The organism is Umezawaea sp. Da 62-37 (genome assembly GCF_032460545.1).
GTDB lineage: Bacteria > Actinomycetota > Actinomycetes > Mycobacteriales > Pseudonocardiaceae > Umezawaea.
In genome coordinates this window covers 460,753-477,064 of record NZ_CP135965.1, presented here as the reverse complement: position 1 = coordinate 477,064, position 16,312 = coordinate 460,753, and the positions used below count along the sequence as shown (strand labels likewise).

The window sequence follows — 16,312 nt, the reverse complement described above, 5'->3', positions numbered from 1 at the left end:
GGCGCGGCGCTGGGAACCCGCCGCGAGGCGTGAACCCGCCCCCGCGACCGGGCACACCGCCCGGCGGTTTCCCGCGCCCTCCGCAGGGCGCTGTTCCGCCGCGTCCCGGCACACCTCCCGGCGCACGTCCGGTCGCACCTCCCGGCGCGCGTCCCGGTACACCTCCCGGCGGCGGTCGGCCGCAGCAGGGCTTCCCGCCGGGAGCCGCGAACCAGGACCGGTCTCCCCGCGGGCCCCAGGGCGGACCCGCGCCCCGCGGCGCGGGTGGCCCGCCGCCGCAGGGCGACCGTCCCCCCGTCCCGCCCCGCGGCGGACCCCGGAACCCCGCCCCGCCTCCCGGCGGCCAGGGCGGCGCCCGCCGGGGTGGCCCCGGCACGCCTCCGCCCGCCGTGAACAAGGCCGACGAGCTGACGGACCTGCTCGAGCCGGTGCGGCCGCCGGTGGAGCGCGAGCCCGACCTGCTCACCCACCGGGAACCCGACGAACTGTCGATGTACCCGGAAGAGGACGCCTACGACGAGGAACCCGACTCCGAGGAGCTGTCCGAGGACGAGCTGTCCGAGGACGAAGAGCGCCGCCTGCGGAAGAAGAAGATCTGGCGCCGCGTCCGCCGCGTCAGCTACATCGCGGCCGGTCTGATGGTCCTCGCGCCGTTGGTCGCCTTCGCGATCGCCTACCAGTTCGTCGAGGTGCCGGACCCCGCGGCGCTCGCGAGGGATCAGGACAAGGCCGTCACGATCCTGTACTCCGACGGCTCCGAGATGGCGAAGATCTCGCCGCAGGGCTCGAACCGGGAACTCCTCGCCGTCGACGACCCCGACCTGACCGACGACGTGAAGCACGCGGTCTTCGCGGCCGAGGACGCCACGTTCGAGACCAACCCCGGTTTCGACTTCGTCGGCATCGCGCGCGCAGCCTGGTTCCAGGTGAGCGGCGGCGAAGGCGGTGGTTCCGGCCTGACGCAGCAGTACGTCAAGAAGGCGACGGAGAACGAGGACCCGACGCTGTCGCGGAAGTTCACCGAGGTCGTCAAGGCCTACAAGATGAGCAACCAGAAGAGCAAGGGCGAGATCCTCGCCGCGTACCTGAGCACGATCTACCAGGGCCGTTCCGCGTTCGGCATCAAGGCCGCGGCGCAGATGTACTACGGCAAGGAGGTCCAGGACCTCACCGCGTCCGAGGCCGCCCTGATCGCGGGCATGATCCAGAACCCCAGCCGGTCGGAGGAGGAGAAGTACCCGGTCGCCCGCTGGAAGTTCGTGATGGGTCAGATGCTCGAGAAGAAGTGGATCACCCAGGAGTACTACGACAGCCAGTCGTACCCGACCCTCAAACCCCTGGCGGAGGTCCAGCAGGGAGCGCCCGAGGGGGTGCGCGCCCACATCCAGGCCCAGGTCCAGGCCGAGATGGAGGGTGAGGGCATCAACCTGACGGAGGGCCAGGCGCTCAAGCTCGGCATCACCATCCACACGAGCATCGACCCCAGGATGCAGACCGCGGCCGAGGAGGCCGTCGACGAGGTCATGAAGGGTCAGCCGGAGGTCCTGCGGCAGTCGCTGACCGCGATCGACCCCGGCACGGGCGCCGTGCGCGCCTACTGGGCGGGGAGCAACGGTGTGGGCATCGACTACAACAAGGGCACGCTCCAGGAACCGGGCTCGTCGTTCAAGCCCTTCGACCTGGTCGCGGCGCTCAAGCTCGGCCAAGGGGTCGGCGAGGTCTACGACGGCAGCTCACCGCGCAAGTTCCCCGGTCGCGAGTCCAACCCGGTGAGGAACGCCGAAGGCGTCGCGTGCACCATCCCGACGCATTGCGGCGTCCGCGAGGCGATGGTCAAGTCGGTGAACACCGTGTTCTACGACATGGCCGTCAACAAGGTGACCACGGGCGCCGTGGCCAAGGCCGCCTACGAGGCGGGCATCCCCGAAGAGGTCACCGTCGGGGACGAGGTGCGCAAGCTGCTCAAGGGCGAGGACGGCGGTGACAGCCCCGACGGCAACATCGCCATCGGTGGTGGTCAGACGCTCGTGCGTCCGTTCGACATGACGTCGGCGTACGCGACGTTCGCGGCCAGGGGCACCTACCGCGCGCCGTTCTTCATCGAGAAGATCGAGGGTCCGGACGGCAAGCTGCTCTTCGAGCACGCCGACAAGTCCCGCTCCGCGTTCGACGCGAACCCCGAGAAGAGCGGGCAGATCGCGGACAACATCACCGACGTGCTCAAGGACATCCCGAAGAACAGCGAGAACACCAAGTGCGCCGAGGGTCGTGAGTGCGCGGGCAAGACCGGCACGCACGAGCTCGACGGCGTGGACAACTCGAAGGCGTGGATGGTGGGCTACACCCCGTCCCTCGCCGCGGGTGTGTACATGGGCACCGAGGCGGGCAACGTCCCCCTCCGCAACGCCGACGACAAGCAGGTCTACGGTTCCGGCCTGCCGGGCCAGATCTGGAAGAAGTTCATGGACAAGGCGTTGGCGGGCACTCCGAAGGAGACCTTCCCCAAGGCCGACATGATCGGCCGGGCGGTCCCACCCGCCCCGAGCACGTCCGAGACGACCTCGGCGACCTCGGCGACCTCGGAGACGTCGGTGTCCTCGGAGACCGTAGACAGCGAGACCGAGACGACCGACACGACCACGGAGACGAGCACGACCACGTCGACCGCGAAAACCCCCGACAACCCCGGTGAGTGCCTGCCGGTCCTGCCGACCTGCCCGACCACCGGCACGACCACGACCACCAACACGAACAACAACGGTGGTGGCGGCGGGATCATCGGTATCGGACCGCGGAACTCCAACGATCCCTGAGTCGATCCGACGAGCGGGAAGGGCCCGGTGCACCAGCACCGGGCCCTTCCCGCGTCCGGGGGCTCGAAGCCGCCGTGCCCCCGGCACCGGTCCACGAGGACGGTCACGCTTCTCAAGGGTGTCGAACAGGTGTATCCATGGACCCGGCTCCCATCCGTCGGGCAGCCCGGAACGGTAGGTGATCGCGGTGCACCCGATCTGACGACAGCCCCGGCCAAGGGGCGTCGCGGAGTCGGAAGGCGCCCGCATGAGCAAGACCGACAAGACCCGTCCCTGGTGGGTCCGCATGGCGGATGAACCCATGGTGGCCTGCGGGCCCGCGCACGACCACCGGTTCGGTCCCTGCACCCTCCCCGAGGAGATCACCGCGGGCAGCGCGTCGCTCGGCGTGCGCCGGACGGGCTGCCACTGGACGGGCACCCGTTCCCACTGGTTCCGGCGCTGCGAGAGCCGCGGGTACCGCGAGTGGAGTTCCCTCCGCCGTCAGGACCGCCGCCGCAGCCGCCGCAGCCGCCACGAGGCACGCAGGCGGCTGCGCGCCCACCGCGGCGAGGAGTGAGCCCCACCCCAACGCGGCGCGAAGCCCGGTGTCGGGTTTTCGCGGTCGTGGCGGATCGGTGGCCCCACCGGGAGGGGAGCCGTTTTCGTCGGGCGCGGTGGGTACCGCGGGCACAGACTGGTCGGCGTGCCGATCCTGCCCGTTCCGCCCCCCGACCGCCCCGATGCCGTCGACTGGGTGCGCGACCACCTGGGCGACCTGGTCCGCGAACCGCGGGAAGCCGTTGCCGCGTCGGCGTTCGACGGTGGACAGAAGGCCGCTGACGCCGCGCTGGCCGGACTCGACATCACCGGGTACGCGAGCACGCGGAGCACGGTGCTGCCCCGGTCGGCGCGCGGGGCCAGCAGGCTGTCGCCCTACATCCGCCACGGGCTGCTGCCGCTGCCCGAGGTGTGGTCGGCGGTGGAGGGCGCGCCGGACCGCGACCGGGCGAAGTACCGCGACGAACTGCTGTGGCAGGAGTACGCCCGCCACCTCTACTCCAGGCTTGGCGGGAGCACCTCTCGACCGCTGCGCTACGGCCCTCCGCGCACCGGGGCCGGGTGGTCGGGGGAGCCCTGGCCGGACGACATGGCATGCATGTCGGCGATGGTGACCGAACTGCGCGAGGACGGGTGGCTGGTCAACCAGGCGAGGATGTGGCTGGCCTCGCAGTGGGCCGTGCGCGCCGGCCGGGACTGGGCCGCGGGCGAGGACGAGATGTTCGCGCACCTGGTGGACGGTTCCCGCGCGGCGAACCGGCTCGGCTGGCAGTGGACGGTGGGCACGGGCAGCGGGAAGCCCTACGGCTTCAGCCGGTGGCAGGTCCTCCGGCGTGCGCCGTCGCTGTGCGCGTCCTGCGCGCTGGCCGACGACTGCCCGGTGGAATCGTGGCCGGACGCGGAACCCGGTGCGCCGGTGGACGGCCCCGACCTGGGTCGGGCGCCCATCCCCGCCGGGCCTGCGCACGTCGAGGGCGGTGGGGGTGAAGTGGTGTGGCTGACCGCGGAGTCGTTGGGCGGCCGCGACCCCGCGCTGGCCGCCGTGCCGGACCGGCCCGCGGTGTTCGTGTTCGACGAGCCGCTGCTGGCCCGGTTGCGGCTGTCCGGAACCAGGCTGGTGTTCCTCGCGCAGACCCTCGGCGAACTCGCGACGACCCGCCCCGTGCACGTCCACCGCGGACGCCCGGAGGCGGAGTTGGCCGGGCGCCGGGTGGCGGCGACGTGGACCCCGGTTCCCGGCTGGCGGCGGCGGTCCCGCACCGTGCGGCCGGTCGAGGTCCACCCGTGGCCCTGGTTGATCCGTCCGGAGTCCTTCGCCCTGCTGTCCTACAGCGCCTGGCGGCGTCACGCGCGACCGAGGTGACTTCCCGACGAGGGGGTCGCAGGGCGTCCAAGTGGACTGTCGCGGCGGTTCGAAGATCCGACGACCGAACGCGTTTGGGATTCACGTCCTGCGGGCATCTTCCCTGCGAGCAGTGAAGAGCGGCAGCGGCCCGTCGTTGTCGTCGGAGGAAGGGAAGTAGTCATCGTGGGTATCCTGGGCTGGATCGTCCTCGGCCTCATCGCCGGTGCCATCGCCAAGGCGATCATGCCGGGCAAGGACCCCGGCGGCATCATCATCACGATGCTGATCGGCATCGTCGGCGCCATCCTCGGCGGCTTCATCGGCCGCGCGCTGTTCAACAGCGACATCAACAACTTCTTCGACCTCAGCACCTGGCTGCTGGCCATCCTCGGCTCGCTGGTGCTGCTCGGCATCTACCGGCTCGTCACCGGTCGGCGCGCACACGCCTGACCCCGCACGAACGAAGAGGGCCCTGGTCGCGACATCGCGACCGGGGCCCCTTTTCGCGCGTCCGTCGGAGTTGTCCGCTCACCGGGGTCCTTTGTCGACGGACCACCGACCGCGGAACTGCCCGCCGTCCGAGATCCCATGCACTCCAGCGGACGGGAAGACGACTGCGGCCCGATCGGGTGTTCATCACGCCTTGGTCGTTTCACGCCACCGCAGGCGGGTAAGCCTCGTGATGTCGGAGTCGACGACGCCGTGGGGCGACCGACGTGCCCGACCCCGAAACCCAGAGCCCCCAACATGAACGGGAGTCCTGTTCGATGAGCACCATCACCGAGTCCGTCGACGTGAAGGCCACCGTCTCGACCGCCTACAACCAGTGGACCCAGTTCGAGTCCTTCCCCCGGTTCATGGACGGCGTGCAGGAGATCCGCCAGATCGACGACACCCACACCCACTGGAAGATCTCCGTCGCAGGGCTGACCAAGGAGTTCGACGCGACGATCACCGAGCAGCACCCCGACGAGCGGGTCGCGTGGACCTCGGACTCCGGCCCCACCCACGCCGGGGTGATCACCTTCCACCGCATCGACGACACCACGACGCGGGTGACCGCGCAGATGGACATCGACCCGGAGGGGTTCGTCGAGAACGTCGCCGACAAGCTCGGCGTCCTGGACCGCAAGGTCAAGGGCGACATGCAGAGGTTCAAGACCTTCATCGAGTTCCGCGACGGGCAGGAGACCGGCGAGTGGCGCGGGAACGTCGACCGCCCCGCCCAGCACTGACCGCCGAGCCGAACTCGTTCCGGAGGCCGTCGCGCACCAGCGCGGCGGCCTCTGCCGCGTCCGGGGCAGGTGGGCCTGGGCTCCGCCGGCGTCGAGGAGCGGCGTTCCGCTGAGGAAGCGCCTTCATCCGGCACCGCAACGGATGGGCGCCGACGGATACCGGTTCGGGTGGCGCCGGGCATTGCACCGAGCGCCACCCGATCCGTCTCCCGCAGACACATGAAGGAGTGCCGTCATCGTCCCGCATTCCGCGGTGTCCCGCCGGATGGAACGCGGGACCGGCGCACTTCCGCGCCTACTGCGCGGGAGGCGCGGGGTGTCCCTCGGACGCCTGGACGACGACGATCCCCTGACCCGACAGGGCGAGCTGGTACGCCTCGCCCGAGCCGCGGCCGATCATGGCGCCGAGTTTCGCGGTCTTGCGGATCGAGGACTGCAACGAGGTGGACCACAGGACGGCGGACTGCATGTCGACGAACGTCGGCACGTCCACGTTCAGCACGACCGGTGTCCCGTAGGCGGAGACGGCGAGCGACCCGGTGCCCTTGAACGTCGTGTTGAACAGGCCGCCGCTGAGCATCGACGCGCCCTCGGTGCGGTTGATGTCCCACGTGAGCGTGCTGTCGAACGCGAGCACGTTCTTGCCGTTGACGGTGACCCCTTCGTCCTCCAGGTGGAGCACGAAGATCTCGTCGGCGTCCTGGGCGAGGAACACGTCCCCGCTGCCCGACACCTTCATCAGCGACATGCCCTCGCCGGTGAAGGCCTTCTTGAACAGCTTGCCGAGACCGCCGCTGCCCTCGTAGGCGAAGTCGACGTCGCCCTGGTAGGCGACCATCGATCCCTGCTTGGCGAAGAAGAACCCGCCGCTGCCGGTGAGGTCCACCTTGAGCATCCGGTCGTTCTGCAGGTGGAAACCGCCTGGTTCGACGGATCGCTCCGCGTGGTCGAACAGTGAGCTGCGCATGTCCCCAATGGTGCAGGTGGTGATCAGCGCCCGCATCCTCGGGCCGTGCCGGGGGACCGGTGCGGGGAACGGCCCCGCGACGGGCCTTGCCGCGACCCGGCGACCGGAGCCGCCGCGCCTGACCGCGATCCCGGCCGTCCCGGAACGCGGTCAGGCGGTGACCGGTCTCAGGTGTGGTCGGCGAGTCGGCGGGCCACGTCGTGGGGTGACGGCATGGCCGCGACCTCGTCGGCCATCGTCCTGACCGCCTTGTGCACGGTCTCGTCGGCGAGCAGGCGGCGCGCCTTGGTCTCGATCACGTCGGCGGTGAGGTCGGCGGCGAGCACCTGGTCGCCGAGGCCCGCGGCGGTGATCATGGCGGCGTTGCTGAACTGGTCGGCGCCCTGCGGCAGGACCAGGTGCGGCACGCCCGTGGCGAACGTGCCCATCGTGTTGCCCGCTCCGCCGTGGTGCACGACGAGGTCCGTGTGCGGCAGGAGGTCCGCCTGCGGCAACCACTGCCGCACGACCACGTTGTCCGGAACGTCGCCCAGCGACTCCGGTGCGACGCTCGGGCCGGTGGACACGACCACCACCACGTCCAGCCTGGACAGGCCCGCGACGGCGGTGCGCAGCACGCCGCTGTCGCCGAACGCCGTGCCCAGCGTCAGGTACACCAGCGGTCTCCGGTGTTCGCGCACCCACGACGGCAGTTCGCCGGGTTCGGAGTACGCCACCGGCCGCAGCGGGACGACCGTGGTCGAGGAGACCGGGAACTCCGGATCCTGCACCGACGGCGGGCAGATGTCGAGGTAGGGGTTGCCGAGGGGCATGAGGTGGTCGCCGTCGGGCAGGTCGACGCCGAGTTCGTCGGCGACCTCGGCCAGGTTCGCGCGCAGGGCCTCGGGGGTGCCGGTGGGCCGCCACATCCGGCCGAAGGAGTGGCACACCGCGGGTATGCCCGCGACCCTCGCGGCCAGTCCCGCGCCGGGGTTGGCCAGTTCGTGCACGATCAGATCGGGTTTGCGGTCGAGGATGATCGGAGCCAGGTCCGCGGCGCAGCTGCGCGGCAGGATCGAGCCGAACACCTTCGAAACCCGTTCCGGACGGAAATCGGGTTTCTTCCGGGCGGCGGGGCCCGCGTTGGCCAGGTCGAACGCCGCGAGCATGTCCATACCTCCCGTGACGTGGTCGACGCCGTACCTGGTGAAGGTGCTCGCGAACGGGGCCGTGGTCACGAACGTGATCTCGTGGCCCACATCGCGGGCGGCGATCACGAGCGGCAGGAGCGGGTACGTGTGACCGTGGGAGCCGAGGCTGGAGAAGAGGATTCGCACCGGGAAGAACGTAGTGAGTCCATCCCCGTGGAAGAAGACCGCATTCGGCCGCCGCGGACCGGAAACCGTCTCACTTCGGAGTCCGCGCCGGGTTTGCGGAGGTCATGGCAGGCGCTTCGGGAACCCTAGCCGTCATGTGCCCGAAAAATGGGCTCAATGATGCCAATGCGCCGTCGTTGTTCGTCATTCGCCGATGAGGGCTCGGAACTCACGGGGGAGGTGCTCGTCGGAGGCGCACGGTTCGGGGTTGGACGAATCGCGCGTTGTTCTCCCGGTCTTCGTCCTGCCTCCACTCCGGGGCGGCGGGCCGAATTGACGAACAAGCTTCGTATTCGACGTCGTGAATAATTCTTGCGAATCGGCGATTCTTGTTGCAACCAGGCTGCAACAACCCTCGACCAGGTGTTTTTTTCGAGAAAGGTGAACCGGGTCACGAGCGGTTTCGAATGACGTGCGACCGATCGGCGAGGGCGTCGAACGGCATTCGATCTGATCGTGAACTCCGCGGATCGCGTCACGACGCCGTCCGCGGATGAAGGGATGGACCATGTCAGCACCGCCTCGCCCACGTCACAGGCGACGTGTGGCGGTCGCGTTGATCGCGGCCGGGAGCACCCTGCTCACGGCAGGCCTCGTCGGGTTCGGGCCCGGCACGGCCGGGGCGTCGAGCCACCGGGAAGCCCCGCTGATCGCGGCGGACCCGCCGGTGGACAACACCGACGTGTACGCGTTCGTCAGCCCCGACAAACCGGACACCGTCACCCTGGTGGCGAACTGGTACCCGTTCCAGGAGCCGAACGGCGGGCCGAACTTCTACCCGTGGGCCACCGACGCCCGCTACGACATCAACATCGACAACGACGGCGACGCGCGCCCCGATCTGACCTACCGGTGGACCTTCACCAACCAGGACAAGCGCGGGAAGTCGACCTTCCTCTACGACAACGGCCAGGTCACGTCGCTCGACGACGAGAACCTGCTGTTCCGGCAGAACTACGAGCTGGAGGTGATCGACGGGAACGGCCACTCGAAGCGGCTGGTCAAGTCCGGTCCGGTCGCACCGTCCAACACCGGCGCGGCGTCGATGCCGGACTACGGGACGCTGCGGAACCAGGCGGTCACCGACGTGCCGGGTGGCGGGAAGTCGTTCGTCGGGCAGGCCGACGACTCGTTCTTCCTCGACCTGCGGGTGTTCGACCTGCTCTACGGCGGCAACCTGTCCGAGGTCGGGCAGGACACGCTCAAGGGCTACAACGTCAACACGATCGCCTTGCAGGTGCCGAAGTCGGCGCTGGCGCTCAAGGGCGACGCGACGCGCAACCCGGTGATCGGCGTGTGGAGCGACACCGAACGGCAGTCCATGCTGCTCACGCCGGGCCAGTCCAAGCCGCTCGGACCGTTCGTGCAGGTCTCGCGGCTGGGCAACCCGCTGGTCAACGAGGTCGTCGTGCCCGCGGGGCTCAAGGACAAGTTCAACTCCCTGACCCCCGACCAGGACGCGAAGATCCCGGACCTGGTCAACCGGGTGACCGACCCGGAGGTGCCGAAGCTGATCCAGGGCATCTACGGGCTGCCCGCGCCCGCCACTCCGCGCAACGACCTGGTGGAGATCTTCCTGACGGGCATCACCACGAAGACGCCGGGGCCGATCACGGCGGATCTGAACTCGCAGCTCGACAACGCGGACGTGAACCCGAAGCGGTTCGTGCCCTCGGAGCAGTTGCGGCTCAACACGTCGGTGCCGGTGGCCGCGCAGCCGAACCGGTTGGGCGTGCTGGCGGGCGACCTCCAGGGCTTCCCGAACGGTCGCAGGCTCACCGACGACGTGCTCGACATCGAAGTCCAGGCGCTCGAAGGCGCGGCCGTGAGCGGGATCGTGCCCGCGCTGGCGGCGGGTGACGCGGTGAACGCCAACGACAAGGCGTTCGGCACGTCGTTCCCGTACGTCGCACTGCCCGCCAACACGGGGGTCAACACGCAGTCGGGTGGCGCCGTCACGCCTCCCGGCGGCGGTGGGTTCCCGGCCGGTCCGGTGCTCAACGCACTGCTCGCGACCCTGCTGATCGGGTCCGGCGCGTGGCTGCTCCGGCGGCGTCCGCAGTGGACGTCCGCTCCGGCGACGGCGTAGCGGCTGTTCCCCGGACCCTGTTCGACGGGGGTCGGGCCTGAGGTCGGTTCTGGTGGTGCGGGCGGATGGGTCGCTGTTGTGCGCGGGCCATCCGCCCGTGTCCCCGTGGCTGCCCCAAGCCTGGTCACCGCGGACAGGCCCTCGGTGACGGTCCAGTTGGTCCTCTCGTGGCGCGCCAGTTCGGCGCGCCACGAGACCTGCATCGACCCGGAGGTCTCCCCGATGCGTTCCCCCAGCGGCCGCAGGCGGTTGCTCGCGATCGCCGCGATCGTCGGCGGCGTCGCCCTGCTCGGCACCACCGCCGCCACCCTGCTGCGCCCGAGTCCCGCCGAACCACCACCCGCGTCCGCGGCGGTCGCCGAGACCGCGCTCGGCCGTGCCATCTCCGCCGCGCAGGCCAGGCTCCGCGCCACACCGGAGGATCCGGAGACCTGGGCGCGGCTGGGTTCCGCGTACGTGGAGCAGGCCAGGATCACCGCGGACCCCTCGTACTACGCCAAGGCACAGGGGGCGCTGGAGAAGTCGCTCGCCCAGCGTCCCGAGAACGGGCCCGCGCTCATCGGCATGGGCTCGCTCGCCAACGCCCGCCACGACTTCACCGCCGCCCGTGACTGGGGCCTGCGCGCGCGGGCCGTGCTGCCGGACACCGCCGAGGTGTACGGCGTCCTCGCCGACGCCCACACCCAGCTCGGCGAGACCGACGAGGCCACCGCCGCCGTCCAGCGGATGCTCGACCTCGAACCCGGTGTGCCCGCGTTCACCCGCGCCTCCTACGACCTCGAACTCCACGGCCGCGTCGACGAAGCCCGCCAAGCGCTCGGCCGCGCGCTCCAGGACGCCACGGGACCCGACGACATCGCCTTCTGCCAGTACTACCTGGGCGAGCTCGCGTTCGACTCCGGCGACCTCGACCTGGCCGACGAGCACTACGACCGGGGGCTCGCGGCCGACCCGAACGACACCACTCTCGCCCACGGCAAGGCGAGGACGGCCGCCGCCCGCGGCCGCACCGACGAGGCGCTCTCCGCCTACCTGACCATCACGAGCCGGGTGCCGCTGCCGCAGTACCTCCAGGAGTACGCCGCGCTGCTGACCAGCGCGGGCCGCACCGACGACGCGGCCCGCCAGTACGACGTGCTGGCCCAGCAGGAGGAGGTCCTCACGGCGGCGGGCTCGGTGGACGACCTCGCGGCCTCCGTGGTGGCCGCCGACCGCGGTGACGCGGACTCCGCGCTGCGCCACGCCGAGGCCGAGTGGTCCAGGCGCCCCAACATCCTGGTCGCCGACGCGCTCGCGTGGGCGCTGCACCTCAACGGGCGCGACGCCGAAGCCCTGGGGTACGCGGACAGGGCCGCCGCGCTCGGCAAGGTCGACGCGGGCTTCGCCTTCCACCGCGGCGTGATCCTCGCCGCCGTGGGGCGTGCGGACGAGGCCGTCGCGGTACTGGACGCCGCACTGCGCGCCAACCCGCACTTCTCCCCGCTGCACGCCCCGCAGGCCCAGCGGGCACTCGCCGACCTGCGGAGCCCACGATGAGGAAACCACTGGCGCTGCTGGTGCTGTGCGCCGCCGCCCTGCTGTTCGCCCCGGCACGGGCGGGCGCGCACCCGTTGGGCAACTTCACCGTCAACCACTACACCGGCATCACCCTGCACACCGATCGGATCGACCTGCGCGTGGTCGTCGACAGCGCGGAGATCCCCACCCTGCAAGAACCGGTCACCGACGCAGACCGCGCGTGCGCCGCCGTGCGGGAGGCGACCGAGGTGTCGGTCGACGGGACCACCGCCGTGCTGACCGCGCGATCCGGCGCCGTCGAGTTCCCGCCCGGTGAGGCCGGGCTCGCCACCACGCGGCTCACCTGCCGCTTCGACGCGGCGGTGTCGCTCGACCACGAGTCGACCGTGTCGGTGCGCGACTTCTTCCGCTCCGACCGGATCGGCTGGCGCGAGATGACCGCCGTCGGTGACGGCGTCGCCCTGTCCGACTCACCCGTGCCCACCGCCAGCACCAGCGACGAGCTGCGCGCCTACCCGAACGACCTGCTCGCCGACCCCCTCGACGTCCGTTCGGTCGACCTGCGCGCCCGTCCCGGCAGCAGCGGCGCGGTCGCCGGTGCTCCTCGGCGGGGGAGCGGGCCGTTCGACTCGGTGGTGGGGGCCGCGACATCGGCGTTCACCGACGTCGCGGGCAGCAGGGACCTCACCCCCGCGGTCGGGTTGCTCGCCGTGCTGCTGTCGCTGCTGCTCGGCGCGTCGCACGCCGCGCTGCCGGGGCACGGCAAGACCGTGATCGCCGCGTACCTGGCGGGCAAGCGGGGGTCCACGAAGGACGCCGTCGTCGTGGGCGCGACCGTGACGATCACCCACACGGCGGGGGTGCTCGTGCTCGGGCTGCTGATCAGCGCCTCCAGCGCGGTGGCGGGCGAGGGCGTGCTGAGCCTGCTGGGGGTGGTCAGCGGCCTGCTGGTCGCGGGCATCGGGGTGGCGCTGCTGGTGTCGGCGCTGCGGCGCCGTCGCGCCGAGCACGCGGCGGTGGGCGTTCCGGAACCGGTGCTGGTCGGCGCGGGCGCGCCGGTCGACCGCGGTCACGGGCATGGCCACGGGCACGGCCACGGACATGGGCACGGACATGGGCACGGTCACGGGATCGGGCGGTCCGGGTTGATCGGCATGGGTGTTGCGGGAGGGCTGGTGCCGAGCCCGTCGGCGCTCGTGGTCCTCCTCGGAGCGGTCGCGCTCGGCCGCACCTGGTTCGGCGTCCTCCTGGTGCTCGGCTACGGCCTCGGCATGGCGGCCACCCTGACCGCCGTCGGCCTGCTGCTCGTCCGCCTGCACGACCGACTGGAAGCCGCGGAACGCCTGAACCGCTTCCGCACCCGACTCGGCGGCCTGACGGCGCTGATACCCGTGCTCACCGCCGCCCTCGTGCTCGTGGTCGGCCTCGGACTCACCGCACGAGCAGCACTCGGACTTGGATAGGGAGCCACACATGCGGAGAACCACCACACTGTGCGCGCTGGTGCTCGCGCTGACCGCCTGCACCGCACAGGCCGAACCCGGACCGGTCTTCGACGACGAGGACAAGGCCGACATCGCCTGTCTGAAGCACCAAGCCGCCGCTCCGGGCGCGCGGTACTCCGACGAGGGCATGAAGCGCTCGGACGAAGTGCTGTCCCTGCTGCGCTACTACACCGCGCACGGCCGCAAACCGTTCTGTGACGGCAACGGCGCTTCCGTCGAGGACAAGGCGTGGGCGGACCTCTACATCCGGCTGGGAGCCGACCGCGCCAACGTTTCGTCCATCGTGGGGTAAACGAGTACCGGCCCGCGTCATGTTCGACGCGGGGCCGGTGTCGCTGGGGGTGGTGCGGGCTCAGTCGGGCAAGCACTTGGCGCGGAGTGGGGCCACGCGGTGCTCAGGCGCGTTCCCAGGCACCGGGCGCGGCGACCAGGTCGGCCACCCGCCCCAGTTCGTGTCCGTCCACGTCGTAGGCCGTGCTGCCCAGCGGGTCACTCGCCGGCACCGCGTGCTCCGGGAATTCGCTTGTGGGAGCGGAAAAAACGGACCGCGCAGTCGGACGCGCGTCACCGTGCGCCGGTGACGGCCAGGGTCTCCTGCTGGAGGATCTCCTGCAAGGGCGCGCTGTCGCTGTTGCTCAGGACGACGCCGACCCAGTCGGTGTGCGGGTAGACGCTCCAGTTGGCGGCGCTGCCGGGGTTGACGCCCGCCCGGCTGTACAGCCACTGGCCGTTGACGATCGCGACGGCCATCAGGTATGCCCCGTACGACGTCTCAGCGGAAGCCGACCGCCCGCCTTCGGGCTGCGGGGCGTGGGGGAGCTTGGCCGCGGTGAGCACCTCGCCGTACACGCGGTCCAGCACCGTGCCGTCGTACAGCGCCCGCGTAAACCGGACCAGGTCCGGCGCGGTGGCGAAGCCATCGTAGTCGATGAAGTTCCGGCCGGGGTTCTTGCCCAGCTCGTACGGGTTCGGGCTGCCCTGGTCCAGGTTGCGGACGGCGTCGACCTGGCTGCCGTCGGCCACCGTCATGTACGAGTGCGCGATGTGCTTGTCGGTGAGCCACTGCGGCCTGGTGCAGAACGCCGAACCGGTCATGCCCGCGCGCCTGAAGATGTTCTCCTCGAGGTAGTCCCAGTACGTCATGCCGGTCACGGCTTCCACGATCTGCACGGGGATGGCGAAGTTGGCGCCGGAGTGGCCGTTGGTGCCGGTGCCGGGGGCTGCCACGAGCCTGGCCTGCCGGGTCCACCGCTCGTTGTACTCGCGCACCTCCTCCCGGCTCTGGAAAACGCGTTCCAGGTCCTGCTCGGGGGTTTCCAGCCCGGAGGTGTCGCTGAGCATGTGGTGGACGGTCACCTGGTCGGCGATCTCCGCGGGGAAGCCCGTCAGGTGGGTGCCCACGGTGTCCGTCAGCCGCAACCGGCCCTGCTGCACCAGTTGCAGGACGGCCACCGCGCAGAACGGCTTGGCCGCCGAGCTGAGGCTGACCGCGATGCCCTCGTGGTTGCGGATCCCCTTCTCCCTGTCGGCCATGCCGTAGCTGCGCGACAGCACCGTCCGCCCCCGGTGCGACAGCACCACCACGCCGGAGAACCTGCCCTCGGCGGCCAGTCGGGCCAGGTACCGGTCGTAGGCGCCGCCGGGCAGGGTGTCGGGCGGGAGGCCCGCGTCGGCGGGGGCCGGGTCGGCGTGGCCGGGCCGGACGCCCACCAGCGGCACACCCGCCACCGCCACGCCCGCGGCCGCCAGGCCGCCCCACCCGAGCAGCCGCCTCCGGTCGACACCACGCGCTGAATCCGAGTCCATGATCACGGTCTTCCTCCCCTCGACGAACCGACCGTTGCGGGTCCACCGCTGGTCGTTGTCGCCCATGGAAGTCGGAAGATCGTTGCGGTGGCGTATGCGGTTTTCGATACGCCCGCCATACGCGGAGGGCCGCTAGCTCGACGCCGCCCACTCGGTGGGCATCGTGCCGCGGGTCCACACGAGGTCGAGGCTGAACTCGGACACCCGCCAGGTCTGCTCGGTGCGGCGCAGACGACCGCGCCAGACGCTGGCGCCCTCCAGGGTGGGGCGGTGCTCCTCGTCGCAGAAGGTGGCGACGACGTTGGCGCGGACGTCGGCCTCGTCCCCGTGCGGATCGACGATGACGCCGGTCACGAGGTGCTGGAGCACGGGCACCGGCTCGTGGATCGCCCGCAGCGTGGCGACGAGCTGTTCGCGGCCCGAGATGTGCCCGACCGCGGTGTCGGCCCGCACCTCCGCCGTGTAGAAGGCGGGGAGGTCGTCGAACCGGTGGTCGTCGATCGCGGCGAAGATCCGCGGGATCAGCAGGTCGGGGGAGGAGGTCATGGCACGAGCCTTTCGTTGAGTTGGCAACGCAGCGTTGAATTTGCAACGTTGAGTGCTCAACGTAGCCGGTGCGAGGGCGGTGGTCTAGCCTTCCGGGGTGGATTTCAGTGAGGCCCCGGCACGGCTTCGCGCGCTGACGAGCTACGCGATCACGCTGGCGGCATCACGGGCGGGCCAGCTCGCCGTGGAGCGCGTGTCCGAGCTCGGCGCCTCGAAAGCGGCCTACGGCATGCTCGCGGTCATCGACGAGTTCGGGCCGTCGAGCCAGGCCGATCTGGGACGCCGGCTCGGGATGGACCGGAGGAGTGTCTCCGAGGAAGCCGTCGCCCTGGAACACGGTGGCTTCGTGAGCCGCGGACCGGATCCCGCCGACTCGCGCCGCAACAGGCTCGAGATGACGGCGGCGGGCCGTGAGCTGCTCGCCCGGCTCGAAGGCTCCTTCCGCACCATGCAGGACGAACTCCTCATGGCGCTGTCCCCCGAGGACCGGGTCGAACTCGACCGGCTCCTTGCGCTCGTCGCCGCATCCGTGCCGACCCGACCGGGGCACGAGCGGTAGCGACGGCGTCCACCACCGGATTCCCGCGTCCGGG

Annotated in this window: 14 protein-coding genes; 10 read left to right on the top strand and 4 right to left on the bottom strand. The window is 70.8% G+C overall.

What is annotated here, in order from left to right:
* Nucleotides 1–389: 389 nt before the first annotated feature.
* The 5 genes from RM788_RS02060 (at nucleotide 390) to RM788_RS02040 (ending at nucleotide 5,933) form a co-directional block, all read left to right on the top strand.
* Entirely contained in the window at nucleotides 390–2,813 is a 2,424-nt protein-coding gene (locus tag RM788_RS02060) for a transglycosylase domain-containing protein (RefSeq protein ID WP_315929730.1), read from the top strand.
* A gap of 247 nt (nucleotides 2,814–3,060) precedes the next feature.
* Nucleotides 3,061–3,372, top strand: a complete 312-nt coding sequence (locus RM788_RS02055) for a hypothetical protein (protein ID WP_315929729.1) — start codon at nucleotides 3,061–3,063, stop codon at nucleotides 3,370–3,372.
* A 126-nt stretch (nucleotides 3,373–3,498) separates the two neighbouring features.
* Complete coding sequence (locus tag RM788_RS02050; protein ID WP_315929728.1) at nucleotides 3,499–4,716, top strand: FAD-binding domain-containing protein; 1,218 nt, start codon at nucleotides 3,499–3,501, stop codon at nucleotides 4,714–4,716.
* A 165-nt stretch (nucleotides 4,717–4,881) separates the two neighbouring features.
* Nucleotides 4,882–5,148: a GlsB/YeaQ/YmgE family stress response membrane protein gene (locus tag RM788_RS02045; protein ID WP_315929727.1), complete on the top strand. Its 267-nt coding sequence runs from the start codon at nucleotides 4,882–4,884 to the stop codon at nucleotides 5,146–5,148.
* Nucleotides 5,149–5,465: 317 nt separating this feature from the next.
* Nucleotides 5,466–5,933 carry an SRPBCC family protein gene (locus RM788_RS02040; RefSeq protein WP_315929726.1) on the top strand — a complete coding sequence of 156 codons (468 nt, stop codon included), beginning with the start codon at nucleotides 5,466–5,468 and terminating at the stop codon, nucleotides 5,931–5,933.
* Nucleotides 5,934–6,228: 295 nt separating this feature from the next.
* Here RM788_RS02040 and RM788_RS02035 read toward each other — a convergent pair whose 3' ends face one another.
* Nucleotides 6,229–6,900 (bottom strand): AIM24 family protein, encoded by a 672-nt coding sequence (locus tag RM788_RS02035; protein WP_315929725.1) that lies wholly within the window; start codon nucleotides 6,898–6,900, stop codon nucleotides 6,229–6,231.
* 167 nt (nucleotides 6,901–7,067) lie between these two features.
* Entirely contained in the window at nucleotides 7,068–8,216 is a 1,149-nt protein-coding gene (locus tag RM788_RS02030; protein ID WP_315929724.1) for a glycosyltransferase, read from the bottom strand.
* A gap of 583 nt (nucleotides 8,217–8,799) precedes the next feature.
* Here RM788_RS02030 and RM788_RS02025 point away from each other — a divergent pair.
* The 4 genes from RM788_RS02025 to RM788_RS02010 all read left to right on the top strand — a co-directional run bounded on the left by RM788_RS02025 (nucleotide 8,800) and on the right by RM788_RS02010 (nucleotide 13,659).
* Nucleotides 8,800–10,344 carry a DUF4331 domain-containing protein gene (locus RM788_RS02025; protein WP_315929723.1) on the top strand — a complete coding sequence of 515 codons (1,545 nt, stop codon included), beginning with the start codon at nucleotides 8,800–8,802 and terminating at the stop codon, nucleotides 10,342–10,344.
* Nucleotides 10,345–10,449: 105 nt separating this feature from the next.
* Nucleotides 10,450–11,880, top strand: coding sequence for a tetratricopeptide repeat protein (locus RM788_RS02020; RefSeq protein WP_315929722.1), 1,431 nt, complete (start codon nucleotides 10,450–10,452; stop codon nucleotides 11,878–11,880).
* Nucleotides 11,877–13,325: a nickel/cobalt transporter gene (locus RM788_RS02015; protein ID WP_315929721.1), complete on the top strand. Its 1,449-nt coding sequence runs from the start codon at nucleotides 11,877–11,879 to the stop codon at nucleotides 13,323–13,325. Before RM788_RS02020 ends, RM788_RS02015 begins: the two co-directional genes overlap by 4 nt.
* Nucleotides 13,326–13,335: 10 nt before the next feature.
* Nucleotides 13,336–13,659, top strand: a complete 324-nt coding sequence (locus RM788_RS02010) for a hypothetical protein (RefSeq protein ID WP_315929720.1) — start codon at nucleotides 13,336–13,338, stop codon at nucleotides 13,657–13,659.
* Nucleotides 13,660–13,931: 272 nt separating this feature from the next.
* Here RM788_RS02010 and RM788_RS02005 read toward each other — a convergent pair whose 3' ends face one another.
* Nucleotides 13,932–15,239, bottom strand: a complete 1,308-nt coding sequence (locus RM788_RS02005) for a serine hydrolase domain-containing protein (RefSeq protein ID WP_315929719.1) — start codon at nucleotides 15,237–15,239, stop codon at nucleotides 13,932–13,934.
* Between the two features lie 66 nt (nucleotides 15,240–15,305).
* Nucleotides 15,306–15,719 (bottom strand): nuclear transport factor 2 family protein, encoded by a 414-nt coding sequence (locus RM788_RS02000; protein ID WP_315929718.1) that lies wholly within the window; start codon nucleotides 15,717–15,719, stop codon nucleotides 15,306–15,308.
* 97 nt (nucleotides 15,720–15,816) lie between these two features.
* Here RM788_RS02000 and RM788_RS01995 point away from each other — a divergent pair, with 97 nt between their 5' ends.
* On the top strand, nucleotides 15,817–16,278 hold the full coding sequence (locus tag RM788_RS01995) for a MarR family winged helix-turn-helix transcriptional regulator (RefSeq protein ID WP_315929717.1): 462 nt from the start codon (nucleotides 15,817–15,819) through the stop codon (nucleotides 16,276–16,278).
* The last annotated feature ends 34 nt before the right edge of the window (nucleotides 16,279–16,312 follow it).